Source organism: Pasteurella atlantica, from assembly GCF_963693435.1.
GTDB classification, from domain to species: Bacteria; Pseudomonadota; Gammaproteobacteria; order Enterobacterales; family Pasteurellaceae; genus Phocoenobacter; species Phocoenobacter atlanticus.
Genome location: NZ_OY856306.1, coordinates 1855091 through 1880750 on the forward strand (window position 1 = coordinate 1855091; position 25660 = coordinate 1880750).

A 25660-nucleotide genomic window follows, 5' to 3' on the forward strand; every position below is an offset into this window, starting at 1 on the left:
GATAAATTATATGAAGCCAAACAATTATACTTTACTCTCTATTGCTATTATGTTCGCATTACATAGTCAATATGCTCAAGCCGATCTTAAAACACAGTGCTTACTGAATGTGCCTCATTTTACTGGTGAGAAAGTAACGGGGGATCAAAGAAATTTACCTGTTTATATTGAGTCTGATTCTGCCACACTTAACCAACATAAGAATGCGATTTACTCGGGTGATGTCATCATCAAACAAGGTAATCGAACCATTAATACTCAACAAATTACGGTGAGCCAAAATCAACAAGGACGTTTTGTTAAACTTGATGAACAGTTTGATTATCAAGATGGAGGAATCAATGCCTCTGGTAAAACGGCATCATTAGATTTAGCGACAAAAAATGCCAATTTATCTGATGTCGATTATCATCTTATGGAACGTCAAGGACGAGGAAGTGCGAAAAAGGTTAAATTACGTAATAATACGCGTATTTTAAAAAATGCGACTTATACCGCTTGTTTGCCTAATGATAATTCGTGGCAAATTGATGCCAGTGAAATGACACAATACATAGATAAAGAATATGCTGAAATGTGGCACGCGCGTTTAAAAGTATTAGGTGTTCCTGTATTTTATACCCCTTATTTACAAATTCCGCTTGGCGATCGTCGTCGCTCAGGATTACTGACTGCAAGTTATAGCCATTCTAGTCGAACAGGGCTAATGTTAAAAATGCCATTTTATTGGAACATTGCACCCAATATGGATATGACAATTACCCCAACTTACTACTCTCATCGTGGTTGGCAAATTAGCCCTGAGTTTCGTTATTTAACAAAATTAGGGCAAGGTACTATTGCGGCTGAATATATGAAAAAAGATCGTTATCATAACTGGGATAACGAAGATCACTCGCGTCACCTATTTTATTGGAAGCACAATGTCAGTTTCCTTTCTGATTGGCGATTAAGTATGGATTATACCAGAGTGAGTGATAAACAATATTTTTCTCATTTTAATTCTGCTTATGGTAGTAGTACCGATGGACACGTCGCCCAAAATATTAAATTAAGCTATTATCAGCCTAATTATAACCTCTCTATTGCAGGGAAAAAATTCCAAGTTTTTGATGAAGACGGGGCAAAACCTTATCGTGCATTACCACAAATTGAATTTAATTATTATCAAGATAATATTTGGAAAAATGCTGATTTCAGTCTTTATTCTCAGCTCACTTATTTTGACAATGACAGTGACGAAATGCCAACCGCTTGGCGTTTACATCTTGAGCCAACCCTTAATTTACCACTGAGTAATAAGTATGCGAGTGTCAATTTAGAAACCAAACTTTATGCCACTCAATATTGGCAAAAGTCGGGCAAAAAACAAGCGGATACTATGAAATCTCATATAACACGTGTTTTACCACAATTTAAAGTCAACTTTAAAACGATTTTAGAGGCAGATAAACAATTGTTTAAAGGCTTTGACCAAACTTTAGAACCACAAATTCAATATTTATATCGCCCTTATAGAAATCAGCATAAAATCGGTACAACACGCTATCATAGTTTAGGATTAGGCTATGATTCAATGCTCAGACAACAAGATTATTTTTCATTGTTTAGTGATCGTCGTTACAGCGGTTTAGATCGTATTGCCTCTGCCAACCAAATTACACTAGGTGCCACTACTCGCTTTATGAAAGAGAAAACAGGGCAAGAATATTTTAATTTAAGCTTAGGACAAATCTATTATTTATCTAACTCTCGTATTGATAATGAAAGCCCAAACAGTGATACGCACCGTTCAACCTCTTGGGCGTTAGAAACAAACTGGCGATTTGATAAAAATTGGAACTTAAATGGAAGCTACCAATATGACACTCGTTTAAAAGAAACCTCACTGGCTAATCTTTCTCTACAATATAAGCCTGATCACGATAAAGTAGTACAGCTAAACTATCGTTATGCAAGTCAAAATTATATTGACCAAAACTTAAGCAAAGGTAGAGGAACATATAATCAAGATATCAAACAGGCAGGTATTGTACTCGGTTGGAATGTGACGAATAATGTATCCGTAATGATGAGTCATTATCAAGATTTAGCCTTAGATAAATATGTGGAAAGTCAACTCGGGCTTACCTATAACACCTGTTGCTGGAAGGTATCAGGCTATATTTCACGTCATCTTATACCAAAACCAAATAATACCGTTAGAAATGACGATGATATGTATTATGATAATAGCATTGGGGTCAATTTTGAACTTCGTTTTGGTTCAGATTATAGCTCTGATGTATCTAAAATGTTGAAAAAAGGTATTATTCCTTATACTGAAGAATTTGATATTAATTAATTTTTAAGCGGTATGATTTGATCAAAAATTTGCAAATTTTAAGAAAGATCATACCGCTTGTTATGAGTTTACACTATGGCTAAATATTCATCGAATAAATCAACAGATAAACAAATAGAGCAAATCAATATTGCTCCCCACTCGTTAGAGGCAGAACAAGCCATTCTAGGCAGTGTTATGCTAGATAATGCCCACTGGGACAATGTGGCAGAACGTGTTCAAGCCAGTGATTTTTATAATTATGCCCACCGTCTTATTTTTGAACAGATGGTAGAATTGGCTCGTCATAATCAGCCTATTGATATTATTACCCTCGATCAAAATTTAAAAAGTAGAGGCATTTTGGATGATGTAGGGGGATTTGCTTACCTTGCTGAGCTTTCCAAAAATACCCCCAGTGCTGCCAATATTCTGACTTATGCAGATATTGTCAGTGAAAAGGCGATTTGTCGAGAGCTGATTACTGCCAGTAACAAAATTGCAGAAAGTAGCTATAATCCTAGAGGAATGAGTGTTAAAGATGTCCTTGATGAAGCAGAACGCTCTATTTTTCATATTGCGGAAAAACGTACTTCAAGTGATGAAGGACCTAAAAAAATTGATGATATTCTGAACTCAACCTTAGAGCGAATTGAAATACTGTCTAAAAACAAAGACAATGGTGGGGTCACTGGTGTTTCAACTGGCTTTACGGATCTGAATAAACGAACCGCTGGTTTACAACCTTCTGATTTGATTATTGTGGCTGCTCGACCTTCTATGGGTAAAACCACCTTTGCAATGAATTTATGTGAAAATGCCTCTTTGCTTGATATTGAAGAGAAAGATGAAAATGGCAATATGGTGAAAAGACCCAACAAACCCGTGCTTATTTTTAGTCTTGAGATGCCATCGGATCAAATTATGATGCGTATGCTGGCTTCTCTTTCACGAGTAGATCAAACAAAAATTCGTACTGGTCAGCTAACCGATGATGAAGACTGGGCAAAAATTTCGAGTACGATGGCAATTTTACAACAGCGTAAAAATATCTTTATTGATGATAGCTCGAGTTTAACGCCAACGGAAGTGCGTTCTCGTGCAAGACGTATCTATAAAGAAAGTGGTGGTTTAAGTTTAATTATGGTGGATTATCTTCAATTAATGAAAGCACCCGGTTTTGCAGATAACCGAACCCTTGAAATTGCAGAAATATCTCGCTCATTAAAAGCCTTAGCTAAGGAATTACAAGTTCCTGTTGTTGCACTTTCTCAGTTAAATCGTAGCTTAGAACAACGAGCAGATAAACGCCCTGTTAACTCAGACTTACGTGAATCAGGCTCTATTGAGCAAGATGCCGATTTAATTATGTTTATCTATCGAGATGAGGTTTATCACGAAAATTCAGAACAAAAAGGCATTGCTGAAATTATTATTGGTAAACAACGTAATGGTCCTATTGGTAAAGTTAAACTTGCTTTTCAAGGGCAGTACTCTCGCTTTGATAATCTTGCACCAAATTTATACAGTAACTATGACGAATAATAGGAAAAGACAATGATTTGTGCGATTTATAGAAGCTCAAAAAAAGAGGGAATGTATTTATATATTGAGAAAAGAGAACAGTTTGATGCAGTTCCTGAAGCATTATTACGCACTTTTGGTAAACCTCAGTTTTCAATGTTATTTAATCTTAAGGGAGATAAACAGTTAAAAATCGCCCCAAATCAAAAAGTACTAGAAGCAATCAAAGAGCAGGGATTTTACTTGCAAGTTCCACCACTACCAGAAAACAACCGTAAATTTTTACCTATTGATTTTTAGAAGAGACATAAAAAAATAACTGTGTATCTGCTTTAATATAGAAAAAACATTAAGGTGGATACACCGTTATTTTTATAGTCTCTTTAATTACGTCAAATTATAATGCTTTTGCTATATCTATTTTATCTTGCTTAGTTAGTTTACTCATAAAAAAGCACCCCAGAAGTTGTGTTCAACTTTTGGGGTGCATATCAGATGTGAGTTTTTTTTGATTATTTAATGCAAAGTTGCTTTTTTAAAAAAACTATCACATTATTTTAGCCTAAATCAACTATTTCCAAGAATAACCAAGACCGACGTTAGCCGTGTAATCTGGATTATGAGTTTTGTTACCCTGCATTCTTGTGTTGATAAATAACTTAACTCCATTTCCAAGCTGTTTATTCGCGCCAATCTCTAAAGCATAGTTGAAATAGCCTCTTTCAATTTTGAGTTCATTTCTCTTATAACCCGCTGGTAGTTTTTGTTTAAGTAACTGATCATTATAACCAAATCCTACTTCAGGTTTCATATAAACTTCAAAATTCATCGGTTTATTCATATAAGTAAATTGAACTGCAGCATTTGTTAATGCGCCGAAACGGCTTGCTAATTCAATATCCTTATCTAAGGTTACTTTACTTGAATATGTCATATATAAATCTATACTTGGCGTAATACGGAAACTATCTAATGCTTGGTAGTCATATCGATAATTTACATACGCATCTACGTTATGGTTAGATTTAGAACGATATTTTGCAAGACGATATCTTAAGAATGCTTCAATATTCTCTGTCTTCATTGATGTACCAAGACCAAAATGATCGACTCTATGATCCCCAAATTTTCTGTTATCATATTCGAAGAAACCACCTACACGAGTAGTAGAGTTTTCTAATGGCATACTGAAACCAGCTTGGAAACCACCAAGAACAGATAATAAATCCATTTTCTCGTGATTATTCACAGATTGTTGTACTTTCGTTAATGTATGCATTAATCCACCTTTAAGAGAGAAATACACATCATTATCTATATACTTAACAATTGATTTATCTACATAATAAAATGCATTTGTATAGTCGTTATATTTGTTTAAATCAATGATAGTCACACCAGTAGGTTTATCTTTTAAATCAGATTTGGCAGCTTCAATTCTTGCTTTAGCATCATCCACTTCTTTTTGTGTCGCATCAGCTTTTGCAAAAACGATTTCAGCAGCTGCAATTGCATCTGTTAATGCTTTTACAGACTTATCTGTTTTTTTGCTTGTATCTAATGCTTTCGCATCTTTAATTGCTTTTTCCAATGCAGATTTATCTACAGTAACTTTATCTACAGTAGATTTATCTTTTAAAGCTGCTTTTGCATCTTCAATTGCTACTTTTGCATCATCAACTTGTTGCTGTGTTGCATTAGCATCATCTCTTACAGTTTTAGCCACTGCAATCGCATCTGTTAATGCTTTTGCTGTTTCATCAGTTTTACCTGTTGTATCTACAGCTTCAGCTTCTGTAATTGCGGTTTTTAATGCATCCTTGTTTACAACTGCTGGAGTTGGTGGTGTAGTTTCACCTGTGATTTTAGCTCGTTGTTCAGGAGTTAGCTTATTCGCAACATTGAATGGTAATGTTTTACCATCTTTCATTGTTAATACAATTGCAAGATTATCTTTTTTAATTTCTTCTTTAATGGTTTTTAATTTATCATCATCGATACGAACAGTACCATAGAAGTTTCTTGTCCATAAATCAGCTAATTTTCCATAAGATGTACCATTAATCTCAATCGTTACGCCTGCCATTTCATCATCAGTAAGATTTTTACCATTTTTTAACGGCTCAAATTCTAATCTTAATTCGTCACCATATTGAGCTTTAGCTAAAGTGGCATCTTTTTTCAATGTGTATGCTGTAGCTGGTACGGGTTTGTCTTTCAATCCAGCTTTTGCATCTTCAATTGCTGCTTTTGCATCATCAACTTGTTGCTGTGTTGCATTAGCATCATCTCTTACAGTTTTAGCCACTGCAATCGCGTCTGTTAATGCTTTTGCTGTTTCATCAGTTTTACCTGTTGTATCTACAGCTTCAGCTTCTGTAATTGCAGTTTTTAATGCATCCTTGTTTACAACTGCTGGAGTTGGTGGTGTAGTTTCACCTGTGATTTTAGCTCGTTGTTCAGGAGTTAGCTTATTCGCAACATTGAATGGTAATGTTTTACCATCTTTCATTGTTAATACAATTGCAAGATTATCTTTTTTGATTTCTTCTTTAATGGTTTTTAATTTATCATCATCGATACGAACAGTACCATAGAAGTTTCTTGTCCATAAATCAGCTAATTTTCCATAAGATGTACCATTAATCTCAATCGTTACGCCTGCCATTTCATCATCAGTAAGATTTTTACCATTTTTTAACGGCTCAAATTCTAATCTTAATTCGTCACCATATTGAGCTTTAGCTAAAGTGGCATCTTTTTTCAATGTGTATGCTGTAGCTGGTACGGGTTTGTCTTTCAATCCAGCTTTTGCATCTTCAATTGCTGCTTTTGCATCATCAACTTGTTGCTGTGTTGCATTAGCATCATCTCTTACAGTTTTAGCCACTGCAATCGCGTCTGTTAATGCTTTTGCTGTTTCATCAGTTTTACCTGTTGTATCTACAGCTTCAGCTTCTGTAATTGCGGTTTTTAATGCATCCTTGTTTACAACTGCTGGAGTTGGTGGTGTAGTTTCACCTGTGATTTTAGCTCGTTGTTCAGGAGTTAGCTTATTCGCAACATTGAATGGTAATGTTTTACCATCTTTCATTGTTAATACAATTGCAAGATTATCTTTTTTAATTTCTTCTTTAATGGTTTTTAATTTATCATCATCGATACGAACAGTACCATAGAAGTTTCTTGTCCATAAATCAGCTAATTTTCCATAAGATGTACCATTAATCTCAATCGTTACGCCTGCCATTTCATCATCAGTAAGATTTTTACCATTTTTTAACGGCTCAAATTCTAATCTTAATTCGTCACCATATTGAGCTTTAGCTAAAGTGGCATCTTTTTTCAATGTGTATGCTGTAGCTGGTACGGGTTTGTCTTTCAATCCAGCTTTTGCATCTTCAATTGCTGCTTTTGCATCATCAACTTGTTGCTGTGTTGCATTAGCATCATCTCTTACAGTTTTAGCCACTGCAATCGCGTCTGTTAATGCTTTTGCTGTTTCATCAGTTTTACCTGTTGTATCTACAGCTTCAGCTTCTGTAATTGCGGTTTTTAATGCATCCTTGTTTACAACTGCTGGAGTTGGTGGTGTAGTTTCACCTGTGATTTTAGCTCGTTGTTCAGGAGTTAGCTTATTCGCAACATTGAATGGTAATGTTTTACCATCTTTCATTGTTAATACAATTGCAAGATTATCTTTTTTGATTTCTTCTTTAATGGTTTTTAATTTATCATCATCGATACGAACAGTACCATAGAAGTTTCTTGTCCATAAATCAGCTAATTTTCCATAAGATGTACCATTAATCTCAATCGTTACGCCTGCCATTTCATCATCAGTAAGATTTTTACCATTTTTTAACGGCTCAAATTCTAATCTTAATTCGTCACCATATTCTGCTTTAACTAAAGTGGCATCTTTTTTCAATGTGTATGCTGTAGCTGGTGGAGTAGTAGTTCCATTATTATTACTTGCATTCGCATCATAAAGACCATTTGTCATATTTGGTGAACTCGCCCAGTTTGAATTACCGTTATATTCAATACGTAGGTTTAATTGCTGATCCCCAATAACAGGTTTTAATTTTTCTTTTAATGTTGTTTCACTTGTTGTATAAAGCTTCGTTCCTTGACCATAACCTGTACCACTAAAACCAATTTCTTTCATTGTTCCTAATTTTTTATCATTTGCATACAGTACGGCTTTTTCTAGGAATGTAGGAATGTCTGAATTATCCATTGCGTCATTATTCCAACCATATTGACCTTCAGAGACCAGTTTCATTTTTAATACATACTGACCATTATCATCATTTAATGTAGGTGGATTACCAGTAATATCAATTTTAACTTTTTGAGCGACAGCAAAAGTAGATATATTCGTTGGTGTAGCTTGAACCATTGTTGGAACTGTTGCAACTCCACCCATAACAAAACACATTGCAAGTGCCTGACTTAAAAAGTTTTTTTTAAACTTCATTGAACTTTGCTTCATATTTTTATCCTCAGTAAATTAACAAAAAATGGAGTTATATTATACGATTAAATACAAATGCAAACAATTGTTATTTATTATTTTCGTGATCTAATAGACAAAAATCAGAGTACTTGTCTCTTTGCGATAAACTATTGTAGAATGGAATAATAAGAAAAGATAAAGCGGTCAGAATTTTTTAATTTTTTGCAAATTTGTTAAAAATTCTGATCGCTTGCGTTTAGTGTTATTTGTATTTAATGGATATCTTAAAGTAAGTTAGGGGAATAGAAATTAAGAATTAAGAGATTATATCCAATTATCTAGTTGTAGCCCATTAACTCGATTAAATTCTTTTTGGTTATTCGTTACCAAAATTATATTTTGGCTTAATGCGTGACCTGCTATCATTGTGTCATACGAACCAATAGGCATTCCTTTCCTTTCTAAAGTAGCTCTAATTTTAGCTGTATATGTTGCAGCCATTACGTCATAATCAAGTATAAGTAAATTTTCTGTAAACGCGTTAACGGCATACCATGCTTTATCTCTATTAGCAGACTTTTCTGCACCATATAATAATTCAGCGAGTGTTATGTTGCTAATGCAAACATTTTTTTGGTGTTGAATCAGCTTTTTTCGTACTTTTTGAGGTTTATTGTTCATTGCGTAGATACAAATGTTGGTATCTAACATATAAGTTATCATATATGAAGATCCTTACGCTCTTGTTGTTCTGGTTGAATACGTTCTTGCATAAAATCATTCGGTACTTCAATATTGTCAAAAAAATTATCCCAGCCAGTTGTTTTTTGATTTTTTGTACAATAAGATTTCATAAACTCACGAAGAACTAAACTAGCACTATGACCTTTTTGGCGACATATAGACATAAATGTATTTTTCAATTCTTCTTCAACTTTGATATTTAATATTCTTTGTGTCATAAATGCTCCTGAGGTAAAGAATTAGTAAAGACAAATTATATACTAAAAGATGATTTTTACAAATATAAATAGAAAAAATAAAGCGGTCAATATTTTTTAACTTTTTGCAAATTTGTTAAAAATATTGACCGCTTGTGTTTGGCTTATTTTTTATTTAAGTCAGATTTTAGAACTCATAACTTAGGTTAAGTTTGAAGTTTCTACCCGGAGCAGAAAATCTTTCTATTCCTTGATCTGCATAGCCACAACCTAATCCTGGAGTTGCTTTTTTACAAATCATATTACTGGTACCAAATTGACGAATTGAACGAATACTTTCCCAAGTTGCATATTCTTGATCAAATAAGTTATATACACCTGCTTGAATAATCAGATCTTTAATTGGTTTATAAAATCCAATTACATCAAATACATTATAAGCTTTACTTAAATGTTTTGCATAAGTCCCTTCATCAGGTCCATTGAATATTCCTTGATCTGCACCGTGATAAGGATTATAGCTTGCTGTTTTCTTTTTCGCTGAAGCGTGTGTATAGAAAATATCAAATCCATAATCTTGCTCTGGAGAAACATAACCAACACTTAAGATTTGTTTCATAGGTTGAATAGCATTGATAGCGTGCCACATTTCTCTTTCATTACCAGCAGAATCAGTATCAATACCGAACGTTTTACCTTTTTGATATTCAAATTTATACCCAATATTAAACCCATTTGGTTTATCTAATAAATCAGATAAATACAGTTTTGCAGCAATACTTAACCCTTGTACTTTAGCTTTCGAGTTATTGCGGTTTTGGTAAAGGCGATAAGGAATACCACTTGTTTGTCCTTTACTATTTTTAAACTGTGTATAACCTTTAAAAGCTAATTCTATAAAGTTTTGATAATCTGTTCTAAATGCTCCTAACGTAATAAAACTATTGTTTTTATGAAATGTTAATGCAACTTCTTTTGTTTTAGCTTTTTCTACTTTTAAATCTAAATTAGGTTTAATTGAAAAATCAGGATGTTTAAAGGTAAAATACAGTTCATCTGATGTTGGAATTCTAAACCCTGTTGAGTATTTTGCTTGTATTCTTAAATAATCAGTAGGATCAAATATTCCTGCTAAACTATAAGAACTATTGCTAAATTTACGTTTTTGTTTTGCTAAATACTCCATATTTTCTTCTGCAGTTCCATTAAGAAGTACGCCATCATAAAGCCCTTTAGGTAACGCAGGATCTACCCCCACCTTATAATGTGGTTTATGTGAAACTCTGTCATAACGATAGCCAAGATCAAACGCAACTTTATCATTAATACGAATATTGTCTGAAATATGGAACTCACCTGATTTTGTTACAACAGGCATTAAAAATGTTTCAGCTCCTGAACTTCTATTACAGAAAATAGAAAATCTTTTATTACAAGTAGGGTTCCCATTTTCATCGATATCATCCATATCACTGATTGCCCACCATTTATGATTAATAGATCCATAACCAGTATAGTTAATCATCGATTTCTCGGTTTTCTCATAAGAAATACCATAGGCAAGATCATTATCAATATCTTTGACAGTAAAGAATTTAGTTAAATCAAGTTTTAACTGTAAAGTATCTGTATTTAATGAACGATCTGTCCAAATATTGGTTTCGTATCCTCTAGAACCTGGTAAAATTAAACGATATTCATCTGAATTATTGTAACCAACCTTACCTGTTTTAGACCATTCTGATGGAGCATCAGCTCGCCAGCCTTCATAGTTTGGATCATTCCAATAGTCACCTTTGTCATCCCAATAGGTTTCTTGTGGTAAAATATGTTTGTAATGTGCTCCACCACGTTTAATATCTTCAACAACAAAGACGGTTTTTTTACGTTTAATAATATCAATTTGATTCCAATTTGAATCCCAATCAATATCTGGCCATTCTCTTACAATAACAGTTTGTTCTTTATTTAAATCAATATCTGCATATTTTTTATCATCAACGAATTTATTACCAGATATATGATGATATCTTATCGATCCACTACAGTCGAATTTAGAACAATCTAAAAATACTTCTCTGGAATCAGTCGCATTGCTCCATAAGTCTTTTTGGTTGCGTTTAATCATTTTACCTTCCCAGTTTTCTGTTTCATCTGGATAAGGTAGTTCTTTCCCATTTTTATCAACTAACGTGACTATTCTCTCACCGTTTTTCTTACCACTATAATCATAAGCCTCAGTTTCACCAACAGCAATTTCATTTCCTTTGTTATCTACCAGTTTTCCATCTTTAAGTTGAATACCTAATGGGTTTTGAACACCTCTACAAGCATCAACACCATCACAATACTCATCGGTTCTTGCTTTTTGTGAAATTTTTTGTTTTGACACGCTGACTTTCAAACTATCCCAAAGTGGAGTTTCTGAGTAATTTTCAAACATAAATGCTACATTTCTACGATTACTTTTGTCATTAGTATGGCGTGAATCAACTTCTGGTTTATCTCGCTCTGTTTGCATTGGTGCAAGCGTGTAAGACCAATCTGTTCCTTTACTATGATTTTTATAATCATCATACATTACAGTGAAACGATTATTTTCATTAGGATTATAAGATAATTTAAATAAAGTACTTTCTTTACTAATATTATAAGGATCTGCTTTCTGACGAGAACGACCTTGAGAACCTAATTCTGGAATATCGGGATAATCATCATAACCAAAGTTTTCTAATTCATGTCCATCTCTATCTGTACGTATCACTAATGCATCAAAATCTTTAAAACGCCCTGCTAAAGTATGAGAAAACATTTTTTCATTATTCGCCGTTGCATAACCCGTTTTAAATTTATAGTAAAAATCTTTACCCATTAAGAAATCACGTGCATCTTTAGTTTCAAAAATGACGGCACCACCTAATGCTCCACTTCCCACTTTAGTTGAATCTGAACCTTTGGCTAGGTTTACTTGTTTAATTGTTTCTACTTCAATACCATTACGGGTATTATTAAAGTTTCCATAACCTTCAAAGAGTTCCTTAAAGCCTTGTGAAGAAATCGTTTGAGCTTGAGCAAGTCCATCAATAGTAATATTTACACGGTTTTCTTCCACACCACGAACCGCATAACCACTTGCCCCCATTCGTCCTTTTTCAACAACAGTAATGCCAGTTTCATATTTTACTAAATCACGTGTACTTGATATTTGTTGCTTTTCTAAGGTTTTTGCTGTTTTAACCGTTTCACCTACTTTCTTATTTTGAATACTTTCAGGTGTGTCAATAACATTAATGGTACCTAATGTTGCTTCTTCTGCGAGAGCATTAGTGATAGATAAGGAGAGCAAGGAGTAACAAAATAACTTCGTTACTCCCCCTCGGTTTGATAATTTTTGCATAGAACCTCCCTCAAAATTAGTAGAAATAAGATAAAAAAACAAGAAACACAAACAAAAACAGTTCGTATTTCCGTCAATTATACGTGAATTTATTAGGATAAACTACCATCTCTCTTGATTGAGATTTATTATTTTGTTGTGAAACAATTCAAGCGGTTACTTTACCATCACTTTTTGCAATTCTTTTCCAAATTCTTCCCGCCAGCCTGTCAATAATTCAGGTAATTGTTGAGGCTCTTGTCCTTTTTTAATCCAATCAAATAGCTGATTTAACTGACGCTTACTTGCCAGTAAACCTTGATCTAAATTATCAGGACAAATCTGTTTGAGTTTTTGTTGTAAAGCTTTCATCATTTGTTTATATCCCTCTTCATCCACCAATCGTGTAATTTTAGAGGGATAGTTTTCAGGAGCGACTTCTCTGCCCTGTTCAACTAATTTTAAAATTTTCTTACCGTGAATGCGTACTTCATTGGGGTGCATAAATTCAAGTAAAGTAGCGGTATGTTTCGGTTGTAATTCTGCAATTTTCCATAAATGCTCTGCTTTTATCACAAAATTTAAAGCAAGATCACGTTTTTTCGCCTCTTCATATCTCCATTTCGCTAATAGCTGTAATACCGCCAATTGTTGTGGTTCTAATCGCCACGCATTGGTAATCTTTTTATACAATTTATCTACATCAAGGGGTTGTTTACGTTTATCTATCTCTGCTTGGCATTCTTGAATAATCGCTTCTCGCCAATCACTTTTTGCAAATTCTGTTTGTAGTTGTTGATAAACGGGCAATAAATACCATACATCAGCGGCAGCATATTGTAATTGTATTTCACTTAATGGGCGTTTTAACCAATCGGTACGAGAAGCCCCTTTATCTAATTCGATATCTAAATAATGTTGTACTAATTTGGCAAAACCTGTTGATGTACCTAGCCCTAAAAATGCTGCCATAATTTGTGTATCTAACATTGGTTGTGGCATTTGATTGAAATAGTGTTGAAAAACCTCTAAATCTTCACTACAAGCGTGCAGGACTTTAATAATATTTTGGTTAGCTAATAATTCTACAAAAGGACTAAAATCATCAATACTCATAGGATCGATTAAATAAACCGTTTTTCCATCAAAAAGTTGAATAAGCCCTAATTTAGGATAAAACGTGCGAGTACGCACAAACTCAGTATCGAGCATTACTGCTGTTTGTAAACTGGCTTGATTGCAAGCTTCTTGAAGGGCTGTGTGAGAATTAATCCACTGATAAGTTATTTTTTTATTCATTCTATTTTCACTTTTAGTTAGTTTTTGTAAATTCTAAAGGTTATCCTACCGCTTGCCAACCTAATTAAAATCATCAACCTTGATCTAGGACATAACTTATATTTTATTTTTTCGTTAAAATATTGTTAATTTTGGTAAATTAGGAATAAAAAATGGCATCTTTATTTATTGCAGGTACAGATACAGGTGTAGGTAAAACGATTGTTACTCGAGCATTCTTGCAGCTACTTGCACAGCATAATATTTCTGTCGCACCCTATAAACCCATTGCTTGTGGGACTGATGATGATCATCTTATCGATCCCAATAGTGATGATTATATTTGTGAGAATAATAAAGACGTATTAATTTTGCAATCCAGTTGTGCAAAATTATTCGCTTATCAAGAAATTACTAGCTACTCTTTTAACAGTTTTAGTATGCCCATTTTTAGCGCATTAGGTGAAATTAATGGTATAAATATTGATAAATTATATGATGATTTATATAACTTAGAGCAATTTCATCGAAATGTGTTGGTTGAAGGGACACACGGTTGGTTAACCCCTATCAATAAGGAATATAATTTTGAAGATTGGGTCAAATCAACCAATATGCCTGTTGTTTTAGTCGTTGGTATTAAAGAAGGCTGTGTTAATCACGCTCAGCTTACTGCTCAAGCTATTCGTCAAAAAGGGGTAAATTTGATCGGTTGGGTAGCAAATCGGATTAATCCAGGATTACGTTATTACCCTAAATTAATCGAACTGTTAGATCAGAAAATCGATGCACCATTATTAGGAGAAATTCCTTATATTCGACATCCAGCAAAACAAATGCTGACTAAGTATATTCAAAATCCACAACCACTGTTACAATACTTCGATAAACCGTGTAACTAATTGTAGATTTAATGAAATTAGAACAAAAAATTATTGAATCCTTTGATGCCAATGGTGTGTTAAGCAAAAATATCAAAGGATTTTCTCCTCGTGATGCCCAATCTAAAATGGCAAAATTAGTGGGGGTGGCGATCACTTATAAAAATTCTGTGGTGGTAGAAGCTGGCACTGGAACAGGTAAAACTTTTGCTTATTTAGTCCCTGCTCTACTTTCCAAAAAGAAAACCATTATTTCTACAGGATCAAAAAATCTACAAGATCAACTTTTTAATCGAGATCTACCGACTATTCAAAAAGCCTTAAATTACACAGGAAAAATTGCGTTATTAAAAGGGCGAGCCAATTATTTATGTTTAGATCGTTTAGATCAACTAATTGCAATGGGGGTGGCTGGAGATCGCTCTGTTTTAGCTGATTTATCTAAAGTTCGTAAATGGCAAACTGCAACAAAAACAGGCGATTTAACAGAATGTATTAGTATTGCAGAAGACAGCCCGATTTTACCACAATTGGTAAGCACCACCGATAATTGTTTAGGTTCTGACTGCCCTCAATTTAAAGAATGTTATGTCGTCAAAGCTCGTCAAAAAGCAATGAGTTCCGATATTGTCGTCGTTAATCACCATTTATTTTGTGCAGATATGGCAGTAAAGGAAACAGGGTTTGGTGAGCTTATTCCTGAAGCAGAATTAGTTATTTTTGATGAAGCTCATCAACTGCCAGATATTGCTAGTCAATATTTTGGAAAATCCCTCACTTCTCGCCAATTACTCGATATTTGCAAAGATAGCAATATTGTTTATCGTACTGAATTAAAAGATGCCAAACAGCTTGGTACTGCCTCTGATCATTTACAAAAAGTGATTCAAGATTTCCGTTTATTACTGGGTGGCACGACAGTAAAAGGAAATTTAAGAGAATTATTTCAAAATCAACAAGTTACAGACGGACTTAATAAACTGGTTGAAAATATTGAATTTCTAAGTGAAGTAGTCAAAAAATCCCTAGGACGTTCAGACACCTTAGATAAAATTTTTGAGCGTTTAGCCGAAGTAAAAAACTTTCTTAAAGCGATATCTGATACTTCCGTTACTGGATACTGTTACTGGTATGAAGGAAATGGACGTTATTTTGGGTTACATATTACCCCTCTAACGGTGGCAGATAAATTTGGGGATCGACTTAATCTACAAAAAATTGGCTGGGTCTTTACCTCTGCAACCTTAGAGGTAGGGGGAAAATTTGACCATTTTTGCCAACGTTTAGGAATTGAAAGTGCCCATAAAATGATTTTACAAAGTCCTTTTGATTATCAAAAACAATCATTACTTTGTGTTCCTCGCTACTTGCCTGCAACCAATCGTAATAATACCCTTTCTGAATTAGGGAAAATGTTACAACCTGTGATTGAAGCCAACAAGGGGCGTTGTTTTTTACTTTGCACCTCTTATTTTATGATGCGAGGATTAGCCGATTTCCTACGAGAAAACAGTAACCTTAATGTGTTATTACAAGGTGAAACCAGCAAAAGTGAATTACTTGAACAATTTACGAAAAAGAAACATAGCGTATTAGTCGCCACTCAAAGTTTTTGGGAAGGCATTGATGTACGAGGAGATGCCCTTTCTCTTGTTATTATTGATAAACTCCCCTTTAGCTCCCCTGATGAGCCATTATTAAAAGCGCGAATGGAAGATTGCCAATTACAAGGAGGCAATCCTTTCAATGATATACAAATTCCAGAAGCCGTCATCACCTTAAAACAAGGGGTTGGACGACTTATTCGAGATATCAAAGACCGAGGGGTTATCTTAATTTGTGATTCTCGTTTAGTAAACCGCCAATATGGTGCAACCTTTTTAAAAAGTTTACCTAGATCAAAAAGAACACGAGATCTTCAAAAAGTCGTTAATTTTTTAAAAGATAAGCGGTAAGATCTTCAAATAAATTTGCAAATTTTTATCAACATCATACCGCTTAGGAAAAGCAATGTTACAGTCAATTATTAAATTTTTTATCTCTTTAGCTATTCTTTTTGCAATGTTGCATTTAGGGGAAAGTATTAATCAGCTTATTCCTATTGGTATTCCGAGCAGTATTTGGGGAATGATATTACTCTTTCTCTGTCTGACGGCAGGTATCATCAATGTGGAATGGATTATTCCTAGTGCCAGAATACTTACTCGTTATATGACGTTATTTTTTCTCCCTATTTGTGTCGGTATTATTGAACACAAATACCTGTTTAGTCACTATTTAAATTCTTTCTTTTTGGCTATTTTTTTAAGTACTGTTATTTCTTTAATTGTGATTACGTATTTCTCACAATGGTTATTAAACAAACAACTTAAGAAAAAACGTTATTTACATCATCAACTTAGAAGAGAAAAAGACAATGGCTAATATTTATCTCTATTATTATGTATTTCTAACCATTATTGTTTTTATACTCAGTTTAAAATTAAGTCAAAAAATTAACATCACTCTGCTCAGCCCTTTTTTGATTGGTTTAACCGTTTTGGCAATAATTTTGATTACCACAAAAATACCTTATCAAGATTATTATCAAGGTAATGAAATTTTAGTGAAATTACTCAATATTTCCATTGTGGCATTAGCCTACCCTTTTTATGAACAGCTTTCGCAAATTCGACGTTATTGGAAAAGTATTTTGATCATTGTGATTTTTGCGACGACTTTTTCAATGCTCACAGGTGTAGTCTTTACGTTATTACTAGGCGGCGATACTGCCATTCTCGCCTCTGTATTACCAAAATCTGTGACAACACCCATTGCCGTTGCCATTTCTAAAGAAATCAACGGTGAACCTGCGATTACCGCTGTTGGAGTCACTGTTGCTGGATTAATTGGTTCAAGTTTTGGCTTAACCATTTTAAACTGGTGTAATATTAAAAATCCTAAAGCTATTGGTTTAGGAATGGGGGCTGTAAGCCACGCATTAGGTACCGCTCGTAGCTTAGAAGTAAGTTTAAAAATGGGTAGTTTTTCTTCTATCTCATTAGTCCTATGTGGTGTTTTATCTTCTCTTTTTGCCCCTTTCGTGATGAAAATTATTCTATTATTTATCAACTAAAGCATTTACAATATACTATAAAGGTAAAAATACCGTAATTTAATAAACGAGAACTTATGACGAAATTATCCTCTTTTGATTTAGATAAAATTACCCAAGATCAATCTACGTGGAGTACATTTAAACGCCTTTGGCCAATGATTACGCCTTTTAAATGGGGAATTATTGCCTCAGTTATCGCCTTAATTATCAATGCAGTAGTTGATGGTTATCTCATTTCTATGCTTAAACCTCTTATTGATAAAGGATTTGGAACAGAACAGAGAGATTTCCTAAAAATGATGGCATTTATCGTAGTCGGCTTAATCTTTATGCGTGGTTTCAGTAGCTTTGCTGCCACTTATTGCCTTGCTTGGGTAAACGGTAAGGTGGTAATGAGTATGCGTCAAAAAGTCTTTAAGCATTTAATGTTTATGCCCGTGGATTTTTTTGATCAAAACTCATCAGGAAAACTACTCTCTCGTATCACCTATGATTCAGAGCAAATTGCAGGGGCTTCTGCCAGTGCATTACAAACCATTGTTCGAGAAGGGGCTTATGTCATATTCTTAATGGGAACAATGTTTTATTACAGTTGGCGTTTGTCTTTGGTGCTACTTATCATTGGACCTATTATTGCCATTTTAGTCCGTCTCATCTCCAAACGTTTTCGTGAAATGAGCCGTAATATGCAAAAATCAATGGGTTCAATGACAGAAAGTGCCGAACAAATGCTACGAGGTCATAAAGTTGTTCTCTCATTTGGAGGACAAAAAGTGGAAGAACGACGCTTTAACCATACCAGTAATGATATGCGTCGTAAGGGAATGAAGTTAATGGCAGTAAGTGCTATTTCTAATCCTATTATTCAAATTATTGCCTCTTTAGCATTAGGCGTAGTCCTCTATCTTGCGGGTTCACCTGAAATTATGGGGAATGACCTTACTGCAGGAGAATTTGCTGCAGTACTGGCTTCTCTACTTGCAATGATGCGTCCTTTAAAAACCTTAACAGAAGTTAATGCTCAATTCCAAAAAGGGATGGCTGCTTGTCAAACCTTATTTACGTTGTTTGACTTACCAACAGAAAAAGATAATGGCACACACTGTGTGACACAAATAAAAGGTGATATTTGTTTTGATGATGTCACTTTTACTTACAGTACCAAAAATGAACCCGCATTAAGTCACCTTTCTTTTAATCTTCCAGCAGGAAAAACTTTTGCATTAGTCGGTCGTTCTGGTTCTGGTAAATCAACTATTGCCAATTTAATTACCCGTTTTTATGACATTGATAGTGGAAAAATTACCCTTGACGGCATTGATATTTGTGATTATAAATTAAACAACCTTAGAGAACAATGCTCTATTGTTTCTCAACAAGTACATTTATTTAATGATACGATCGCAAATAATATTGCTTATGCTGCCAAAGATAAATATACCCAAGAACAAATTATTCAAGCAGCAACAGCCGCTCACGCAATGGAATTTATTGAAAAAATGCCACAAGGATTGGATAGTATTATCGGAGAAAATGGTGTCAGCCTTTCAGGAGGACAACGCCAACGTATTGCAATTGCACGTGCATTATTACGCAATTCACCCATTTTAGTGCTTGATGAAGCAACATCAGCCCTTGATACAGAATCAGAACGTGCCATTCAATCAGCCCTTGAGGAGCTACAAAAAAATCGTACCGTACTAGTGATTGCTCACCGTCTATCAACAATTGAGAAAGCCGATGAAATTTTAGTTATTGACCAAGGGAAAATTATTGAACGAGGCTCACATTCTAAACTTATTGCAAAAAATGGTGCATATAAGCAATTACATAGCTTACAATTTGAGCAATAAGGATTAATTATAAAAAATAAGCGGTTAGATTTGATGAAAAATTTGCAAATTTTTCTAACAAAGTGACCGCTTGATTTTTAGGTTTGGTTTAAAATTAAATTATAAATTTAAAAGTGCTTGATTAACCACATCAGGAACAAATTGGCTGACATCTCCCTTATGATAATAAATTTCTCTAACTTGCGTAGAAGATAAATATCGCCATTCAACGGAAGGAGGAAGAAAAATGGTTTCTAATTTTGGAAGTAATTTTTCATTCAGTTGAGCAAGCTGTATTTCATACTCAACATCATTACTGTTACGAATACCTCGAAGAAGTGCCTTTGCTTGGTGTTTTTGAGCCAGCTCAACAAGTAATCCATCAAAGCCTATTACTTCCGCATTACTTAAATGTTGAATACTTTGCTGCACTAAATGAACACGTTGCTCCAATTCAAAAAGAGGTTTTTTGGTGGGATTTTTAGCTACTGCAATAATGATATTAGAAAATAATCTTGAAGCTCGTTCAATTTGATCTAGGTGACCATTTGTTATTGGGTCAAATGTTCCTGCATAAATAACTTTCATTCTGTTTTCTCTTGTAAATAAGGAGTGAGTAAACTTAAGTGACGTTTTAATGCTCCCTGGTTTTCTTTGAGTACTTGAAAACCTGCATCGCCTATTTGTTTACAATAGTTTGTATTTTCTAATAACGATCGTACCGCTTGAATAAGAGCCTCAGTATCACTTTGGATTTCAATAAAACCATTAATATAACTTAGTTTTTCATAAATTTCAGTAAAGTTATAAGTATGAACTCCTGAAATAACGGGCAGTTTAAATGCAATAGGTTCAAGGGGATTATGCCCACCTTGTTTTATCAAACTTCCCCCTACAAAAGCAATATTTGCTAATCCATAAAGTAACATCATTTCCCCCATTGTATCACCCAGTAAAATAGAAATTTCAGGGGTAAAAGATTGCTGATGCGATCGCCGAATAAAATTCATTTCCGTTTTTTTAATAATATTGGCGACACTTTCAAAACGCTCTGGATGACGAGGAACGAGAATAAGAATAAGATCTGGATAATCTTTTAATAATTCCTGATGTGCATTTAAAATAAGTTGATCTTCGCCTTCGTGAGTACTACCTGCAATCCAAATTGGACGTTGTGTTACATTTAATGAATGCTTAAGTTGTATAATTTGTTGATGTAATGCTTCATCAACATTAAGATCAAATTTTAAATTACCTGTATTAATTAAATATTGTTCCTCAATACCTAGTTCTAGATAACGATCAGCACTTGTTTTATCTTGTGCCATAATCAACGTAATACTATCTAACATTGGACGAAGTAACTTTTTAACATAGCCATAGCGTTTTGTTGAACGAGGAGATAAACGTGCATTAGCAATAATAAAAGGAATATTTCTTTGATTTGTATGATAAATTAAATTTGGCCATAACTCTGTTTCAACAACAATAATTGCCTTTGGTTGAACAAAATTAAGAAATTTTTTTACGAAATAAGGAATATCATAGGGCAGATAAAAATGAAAAACGCTCTCTCCAAAAGCGGCCTTAACCCGTTCAGAACCCGTTGGAGTTACCGTTGTGAAAGTAAGCGGTAAGTTTGGATAATCTTTTTGCAATTTTTTTACTAATGGCGTAATGGCTATCACTTCGCCCACTGATGCTGCGTGAATAACAAGACCATTTTTTTTAATTTTATGTTGTTGATTATAAATGGCATAACGTTCACCTAATCTTTGTCGATATGCAGGTTGCTTTATACTACGTCTTAGCATTTCCAGTAAAATCAATGGCTGTAGGAGATAGCTCATAATTGTGTAACATTTTAACATCATTGATCTTCCTGTATTGCGATTCTTTGTAAGCTAAGTAAAAGAGTCACACCAACAAAATAAAACATTGTTCCCGAATTATGTGATAAAAAAGATTGTGTTAAACAGTAACCCATTGTAGCAACAATATGCACAATTCCTAACGTACCCAAAAGCGTTGGTAATGGCTTAGCACTTTGTTTTATGCCTTTCAAAAACAAGTTAAAAGGAACAAAAAAGATGGCTAATAACGCAAGTAAACCGAATACTCCCCGTGCTGAACCATCGTGTAAGAATTGATTATGGGCGTGATCATATCTCGCAGCCAATCGGGAGATGTAACCTTGTTCTGAATGTTGTTTACGCATTTTTTTTACACCTTCTAGTCCCCAACCTAAAAGTGGTTTTTGATCTATGCCGTGTAATGCACTTTTATACATCTCTAATCTTGCCCCTACAGAGGAATAACATTTATTTTTATTCATACACAAAGAGGCTTCAGTATAAATTCTATTCCATCTTGTTTCTGCCGTATTATAGCTGATATAACCAAATAGAATAGTAGAAAGCAGAATAAGTAATAATACCGTTTTGGAAAATAAATGACGATAGAACCAAAGAATAAACCCAGTTGCAATAAGAAAGCCAATAATTGCACCACGAGAAAAACAGAGAATACTTGCTATAAATCCAAGTAAAAATGCAATGCTTGAGAAAATAGCAAGTAACTTATTTTTAAGTTGATAAAAGTAGAGACCAATACAAAGTGAAAAAAGGGAAAGGCTTATTGCAATATCACTGGCTTGAATTTTATTGTGCTGCGGAAATGGAAAAGGAATATGCAGATAATATTTTTGAATAAGAGCAACGATACCAGCAATAAAACTCGCCGTCACAATCGCATAAAGTATCCAAAGAGGTTTAATTTTTATATGAGAAAATAAAGTTAAAAAAGGTAATATAAGTAATATACGACTAGGTAGATCCAATTCTCTCAACTTTCCCTGATGTATAATCAATGAAAGAATAAACAATGCAAAGTAACCAATAAAAGAAACAATAAATAGTTTATTTTCAGGGTTAATCTTAAATGTCTTATTTTTAAGATTAACAATAATAAAATAAAGTCCCGAAAAGAATAAAATCGCAGGAATAATAGTATAACTTGCTCTAAAGTGTAAAGTTAATATAAAAAATACACCTGTGAGTAAAGTATAAATATTGATACGATTTAATATTGATAACATAATAATATCTCCTACTCGGGTATAACTATTTAAAAAATTGATAAGCTAAATAACAGTTTAATTACCTTATTGTTGTAAATAAAGCAAACAGTTCATTTACTTTTACTCTTGATTTCGGATTTTGTCCAATAAAACGTTGTACAGGAAAACTAAATAATTTAGCATTCTGGTAAATTTCTCGTGTAAATTCAGTATCGTGATTAGAAATCAAAACAGAAATATTTTTGCTTGCAAGTTGTTTTGCATATTCAGCTAATTGTTTTTGCTGTTCAAGGTTAAAGCCGCCACTAGAATAACTAGTAAAATTAGAATCTTGTACTAAAGGTGCATAAGGTGGATCACAATAAACCACATAATCATCTGGGTGTTGATCTAAATATTCAAATGTCTGTTTAAAGTCTGCACAAATAAATTCAGCTTTTTGGGCTTTTTGAGAAAAGAAGTGTAACTCTTTCTCTGGAAAATAATGACTTTTATAATCGCCAAAAGGAACATTGTATTTATGTTTATTATTATAACGGCATAATCCATTAAAACCAAAACGGTTTAAGTATAAAAAAAGAACAGAGCGACGAAATGGATCTGTGGAAAGATTAAATTCATTACGACACTCATAATAAAAAGTTTTAGAATTTGCATTTTTATCTAAGAAAGTGACCGCTAGTTCCGATATATAATGTTCAACATCATTTTTTACTATATTAAAAAGATTGATTAAATCGGGATTGATATCTGCGAGTATATAATGATCATAATCCGTATTAAGAAAAACCGAACCAGCACCAACAAAAGGCTCTACTAAACATTTTCCTTGAGGTAAATGTTTACAAATTTCAGGTACGAGGCGATATTTCCCGCCCGCCCATTTTAAAAAAGGACGCTGTTTTTTAACATTCATTGATATTATTCTTAAAAAAAGAAACCTCAGAACAACGTGCAATAGACTCAACTACCAATTCTTCACTCACATCTGCATTAATATAGGCTTGACCTAATGTTTTTAATAAAACTAAACGTAATTTTTTAGTTAGCATTTTTTTATCACGCCACATATAAGAGAGATAATCTTGAGGTTGCATTCCTTCTGGCGAGACTGTTGGTAAAACGGCACGTATTAATAACTTTTCAAGACGAGCAATTTCCTGTTGTGTCATATCTCCTAATAGATTTGATAAGACCGCAGCCTCTAACATACCAACAGCAATGGCTTCACCGTGTAGCCAGTTTCCATAACCTAAGTGGCTTTCAACTGCGTGTCCGTAAGTATGTCCAAAATTAAGTAAAGCACGCTTGCCTTGTTCTTTTTCATCTTCTGCCACAATGTCTGCTTTTAATTGACAACAACGCTGAATACAAAATTCCAGTGCAGTTTGGTCTAAAGTAAGAAGATCATCAATATGATTTTCTAGCCACTTAAAAAAATTAACATCTAAAATAGCACCATATTTAATAACTTCCGCCAATCCTGAGCAAAATTCTCTTTTGGGTAGCGTGTGCAATGTGTTGGTATCAATAATTACTGCGATTGGTTGATGAAATGCACCAATCATATTCTTTCCTAAAGAATGATTAACGCCGGTTTTCCCTCCCACAGAGGAATCAACCTGAGCCAATAATGTTGTGGGAATTTGAAGAAAGCGGATACCTCGCTGATAAGAGGCGGCTGCATAGCCCGCCATATCACCGACAACGCCACCACCTAATGCAATAATCACAGAATTACGATGATGGTTTTTCTCCAATAGTGCAGTAAAAATTAAATTTAACGATTCAAGCGTTTTAAATTGTTCACCATCTGGTAGTAGAACGCTATCAATTTGACTACAACCTAATTGTTCAAGTGCCTTTGTAACTGTTGAAAGGTAATGCTGAGCAATGGTTGGATTTGAAACAATCATTACTTTATCACCAGCTTTTAACGGTGCATAACTTTCAGGTAATGCTAATAAACCTGCCCCAATAGAAATTGGATAGTTAGGCGTACTACGTTGTTTATTGAGCTCTACCATTACCTTTAACATATTTTATCCTTTCCAATCTGCTTAAATTACAAATTATCCATTAAATCAATAATTTGAGAGGCCATTAATCTCGCACTTTGTTGATCTGTTTGTAGCGTGATATCTGCAATTTCTTCGTATAATGGATTACGTTGTTTCGCTAATTCCTCTAATACTGCTCTTGGATCTTCATTTTGTAATAATGGACGTTTTTTATCACGCTGTGTACGTTCGAACTGCTTATCTACGGTTGTTTCAAGGTAGATCACAATTCCACGAGCAGACAACATATTGCGATTATCTTTAGAAACAATAGTACCCCCACCTGTAGAAAGCACCACGCCTTGTTGTTGTGTAAGTTCATTGATGATCTTTTCTTCTCTTTTTCGAAAGCCTGCTTCACCTTCAAGATCAAATATCCAGTCAATATCAGCACCTGCACGCTGTTCAATTTCTGTATCAGAATCGACAAAATCCATTCCTAATAGTTGTGCGAGTTGGCGACCAATAGTGCTTTTCCCAGCCCCCATAGGACCAATTAAAAATATATTACGTTTTTCAGCCATTTTTTGCCTATATGATTATCAAATTAATATAAAACTTGATTTGTAAATTTTTGCAAAAAACTAACCGCTTGCTATGGGAATGCAAGCGGTCTGTTCTTATTCTATTTTTGCAAAGTTAACGGAGTGGTTTTTAAAAATCACTTAAAAAATACTTTGTACCTACAAATCACCCAAATAAATATGGTGCTAATTATCTCAAGAAATGCCCCCTCATTTCAACAGTTAATTGCGAAAGAAAGATAAAGATTGCTTAATATTCCCTTTTTTGATCAATTTACGTTAG

Annotated in this window: 19 protein-coding genes; 8 read left to right on the forward strand and 11 right to left on the reverse strand. The window is 34.0% G+C overall.

All coding sequences use genetic code 11. The annotated features are described in order from the left end of the window. Positions 1 to 10 precede the first annotated feature (10 nt). The 3 genes from lptD to U9966_RS08585 all read left to right on the forward strand — a co-directional run bounded on the left by lptD (position 11) and on the right by U9966_RS08585 (position 4147). Positions 11 to 2344, forward strand: coding sequence for an LPS assembly protein LptD (gene lptD, locus U9966_RS08575; protein ID WP_306346585.1), 2334 nt, complete (start codon positions 11 to 13; stop codon positions 2342 to 2344). 75 nt (positions 2345 to 2419) lie between these two features. Continuing rightward, entirely contained in the window at positions 2420 to 3868 is a 1449-nt protein-coding gene (locus U9966_RS08580) for a replicative DNA helicase (protein ID WP_306346584.1), read from the forward strand. Between the two features lie 12 nt (positions 3869 to 3880). Continuing rightward, on the forward strand, positions 3881 to 4147 hold the full coding sequence (locus U9966_RS08585) for a YcgL domain-containing protein (RefSeq protein WP_306346583.1): 267 nt from the start codon (positions 3881 to 3883) through the stop codon (positions 4145 to 4147). A gap of 271 nt (positions 4148 to 4418) precedes the next feature. Here U9966_RS08585 and U9966_RS08590 read toward each other — a convergent pair whose 3' ends face one another. The 5 genes from U9966_RS08590 to rnd form a co-directional block, all read right to left on the reverse strand. Continuing rightward, positions 4419 to 8345, reverse strand: a complete 3927-nt coding sequence (locus tag U9966_RS08590) for a hypothetical protein (protein ID WP_322631698.1) — start codon at positions 8343 to 8345, stop codon at positions 4419 to 4421. 288 nt (positions 8346 to 8633) lie between these two features. Then, positions 8634 to 9032 (reverse strand): type II toxin-antitoxin system tRNA(fMet)-specific endonuclease VapC, encoded by a 399-nt coding sequence (gene vapC, locus U9966_RS08595; protein ID WP_306346581.1) that lies wholly within the window; start codon positions 9030 to 9032, stop codon positions 8634 to 8636. Next, positions 9029 to 9271 carry an AbrB/MazE/SpoVT family DNA-binding domain-containing protein gene (locus U9966_RS08600; protein WP_306346580.1) on the reverse strand — a complete coding sequence of 81 codons (243 nt, stop codon included), beginning with the start codon at positions 9269 to 9271 and terminating at the stop codon, positions 9029 to 9031. The genes vapC and U9966_RS08600 overlap by 4 nt, the downstream gene beginning before the upstream one ends. Before the next feature lie 166 nt (positions 9272 to 9437). After that, on the reverse strand, positions 9438 to 12647 hold the full coding sequence (locus U9966_RS08605; protein ID WP_306349857.1) for a TonB-dependent receptor domain-containing protein: 3210 nt from the start codon (positions 12645 to 12647) through the stop codon (positions 9438 to 9440). A gap of 156 nt (positions 12648 to 12803) precedes the next feature. Then, the gene (gene rnd, locus U9966_RS08610; RefSeq protein ID WP_306346578.1) at positions 12804 to 13925 is read right to left on the reverse strand and encodes a ribonuclease D; all 1122 of its coding nucleotides are present in this window, start codon (positions 13923 to 13925) and stop codon (positions 12804 to 12806) included. A 152-nt stretch (positions 13926 to 14077) separates the two neighbouring features. On the opposite strand from rnd, the gene bioD reads away from it, so the two are divergent. The 5 genes from bioD to msbA are packed head-to-tail and all read left to right on the forward strand — an operon-like array spanning position 14078 to position 19735. After that, positions 14078 to 14806, forward strand: coding sequence for a dethiobiotin synthase (bioD, locus tag U9966_RS08615; protein ID WP_306346577.1), 729 nt, complete (start codon positions 14078 to 14080; stop codon positions 14804 to 14806). An 11-nt stretch (positions 14807 to 14817) separates the two neighbouring features. Continuing rightward, entirely contained in the window at positions 14818 to 16740 is a 1923-nt protein-coding gene (locus tag U9966_RS08620) for a DNA repair helicase YoaA (RefSeq protein WP_306346576.1), read from the forward strand. Positions 16741 to 16795: 55 nt separating this feature from the next. After that, a complete protein-coding gene (locus tag U9966_RS08625; RefSeq protein WP_306346575.1) occupies positions 16796 to 17209 on the forward strand; it encodes a CidA/LrgA family protein in 414 nt (137 codons plus the stop codon). Then, on the forward strand, positions 17202 to 17900 hold the full coding sequence (locus U9966_RS08630) for an LrgB family protein (RefSeq protein ID WP_306346574.1): 699 nt from the start codon (positions 17202 to 17204) through the stop codon (positions 17898 to 17900). Before U9966_RS08625 ends, U9966_RS08630 begins: the two co-directional genes overlap by 8 nt. Positions 17901 to 17956: 56 nt before the next feature. Continuing rightward, entirely contained in the window at positions 17957 to 19735 is a 1779-nt protein-coding gene (msbA, locus tag U9966_RS08635) for a lipid A ABC transporter ATP-binding protein/permease MsbA (RefSeq protein WP_306346573.1), read from the forward strand. A gap of 99 nt (positions 19736 to 19834) precedes the next feature. On the opposite strand, the gene coaD is transcribed toward msbA, so the two are convergent. The 6 genes from coaD to aroK form a co-directional block, all read right to left on the reverse strand. After that, complete coding sequence (gene coaD, locus U9966_RS08640) at positions 19835 to 20302, reverse strand: pantetheine-phosphate adenylyltransferase (RefSeq protein ID WP_306346572.1); 468 nt, start codon at positions 20300 to 20302, stop codon at positions 19835 to 19837. Then, positions 20299 to 21588: a lipid IV(A) 3-deoxy-D-manno-octulosonic acid transferase gene (gene waaA / locus U9966_RS08645; protein WP_306346571.1), complete on the reverse strand. Its 1290-nt coding sequence runs from the start codon at positions 21586 to 21588 to the stop codon at positions 20299 to 20301. The genes coaD and waaA overlap by 4 nt, the downstream gene beginning before the upstream one ends. Then, complete coding sequence (locus U9966_RS08650; protein WP_306346570.1) at positions 21585 to 22811, reverse strand: O-antigen ligase family protein; 1227 nt, start codon at positions 22809 to 22811, stop codon at positions 21585 to 21587. Before U9966_RS08650 ends, waaA begins: the two co-directional genes overlap by 4 nt. 61 nt (positions 22812 to 22872) lie before the next feature. Further along, positions 22873 to 23709 (reverse strand): Dam family site-specific DNA-(adenine-N6)-methyltransferase, encoded by an 837-nt coding sequence (locus tag U9966_RS08655; RefSeq protein ID WP_211599290.1) that lies wholly within the window; start codon positions 23707 to 23709, stop codon positions 22873 to 22875. Next, positions 23699 to 24832 carry a 3-dehydroquinate synthase gene (gene aroB / locus U9966_RS08660; RefSeq protein ID WP_306346569.1) on the reverse strand — a complete coding sequence of 378 codons (1134 nt, stop codon included), beginning with the start codon at positions 24830 to 24832 and terminating at the stop codon, positions 23699 to 23701. Before aroB ends, U9966_RS08655 begins: the two co-directional genes overlap by 11 nt. Before the next feature lie 26 nt (positions 24833 to 24858). Then, a complete protein-coding gene (gene aroK / locus U9966_RS08665) occupies positions 24859 to 25377 on the reverse strand; it encodes a shikimate kinase AroK (RefSeq protein WP_211599292.1) in 519 nt (172 codons plus the stop codon). Positions 25378 to 25660: the final 283 nt, after the last annotated feature.

Excerpts from the sequence above, each read along its gene's own strand:
- bioD (WP_306346577.1), top strand. The coding sequence starts at position 14,078 with ATGGCATCTTTATTTATTGCAGGTACAGATACAGGTGTAGGTAAAACG.
- msbA (WP_306346573.1), top strand. The coding sequence starts at position 17,957 with ATGACGAAATTATCCTCTTTTGATTTAGATAAAATTACCCAAGATCAA.
- U9966_RS08590 (WP_322631698.1), bottom strand. The coding sequence starts at position 8,345 with ATGAAGCAAAGTTCAATGAAGTTTAAAAAAAACTTTTTAAGTCAGGCA.
- coaD (WP_306346572.1), bottom strand. The coding sequence starts at position 20,302 with ATGAAAGTTATTTATGCAGGAACATTTGACCCAATAACAAATGGTCAC.
- U9966_RS08620 (WP_306346576.1), top strand. The coding sequence starts at position 14,818 with ATGAAATTAGAACAAAAAATTATTGAATCCTTTGATGCCAATGGTGTG.
- U9966_RS08585 (WP_306346583.1), top strand. The coding sequence starts at position 3,881 with ATGATTTGTGCGATTTATAGAAGCTCAAAAAAAGAGGGAATGTATTTA.
- U9966_RS08650 (WP_306346570.1), bottom strand. The coding sequence starts at position 22,811 with ATGTTATCAATATTAAATCGTATCAATATTTATACTTTACTCACAGGT.
- rnd (WP_306346578.1), bottom strand. The coding sequence starts at position 13,925 with ATGAATAAAAAAATAACTTATCAGTGGATTAATTCTCACACAGCCCTT.
- U9966_RS08630 (WP_306346574.1), top strand. The coding sequence starts at position 17,202 with ATGGCTAATATTTATCTCTATTATTATGTATTTCTAACCATTATTGTT.
- U9966_RS08600 (WP_306346580.1), bottom strand. The coding sequence starts at position 9,271 with ATGACACAAAGAATATTAAATATCAAAGTTGAAGAAGAATTGAAAAAT.
- aroK (WP_211599292.1), bottom strand. The coding sequence starts at position 25,377 with ATGGCTGAAAAACGTAATATATTTTTAATTGGTCCTATGGGGGCTGGG.
- aroB (WP_306346569.1), bottom strand. The coding sequence starts at position 24,832 with ATGTTAAAGGTAATGGTAGAGCTCAATAAACAACGTAGTACGCCTAAC.
- waaA (WP_306346571.1), bottom strand. The coding sequence starts at position 21,588 with ATGATGTTAAAATGTTACACAATTATGAGCTATCTCCTACAGCCATTG.
- lptD (WP_306346585.1), top strand. The coding sequence starts at position 11 with ATGAAGCCAAACAATTATACTTTACTCTCTATTGCTATTATGTTCGCA.
- vapC (WP_306346581.1), bottom strand. The coding sequence starts at position 9,032 with ATGATAACTTATATGTTAGATACCAACATTTGTATCTACGCAATGAAC.
- U9966_RS08655 (WP_211599290.1), bottom strand. The coding sequence starts at position 23,709 with ATGAATGTTAAAAAACAGCGTCCTTTTTTAAAATGGGCGGGCGGGAAA.
- U9966_RS08580 (WP_306346584.1), top strand. The coding sequence starts at position 2,420 with ATGGCTAAATATTCATCGAATAAATCAACAGATAAACAAATAGAGCAA.
- U9966_RS08605 (WP_306349857.1), bottom strand. The coding sequence starts at position 12,647 with ATGCAAAAATTATCAAACCGAGGGGGAGTAACGAAGTTATTTTGTTAC.
- U9966_RS08625 (WP_306346575.1), top strand. The coding sequence starts at position 16,796 with ATGTTACAGTCAATTATTAAATTTTTTATCTCTTTAGCTATTCTTTTT.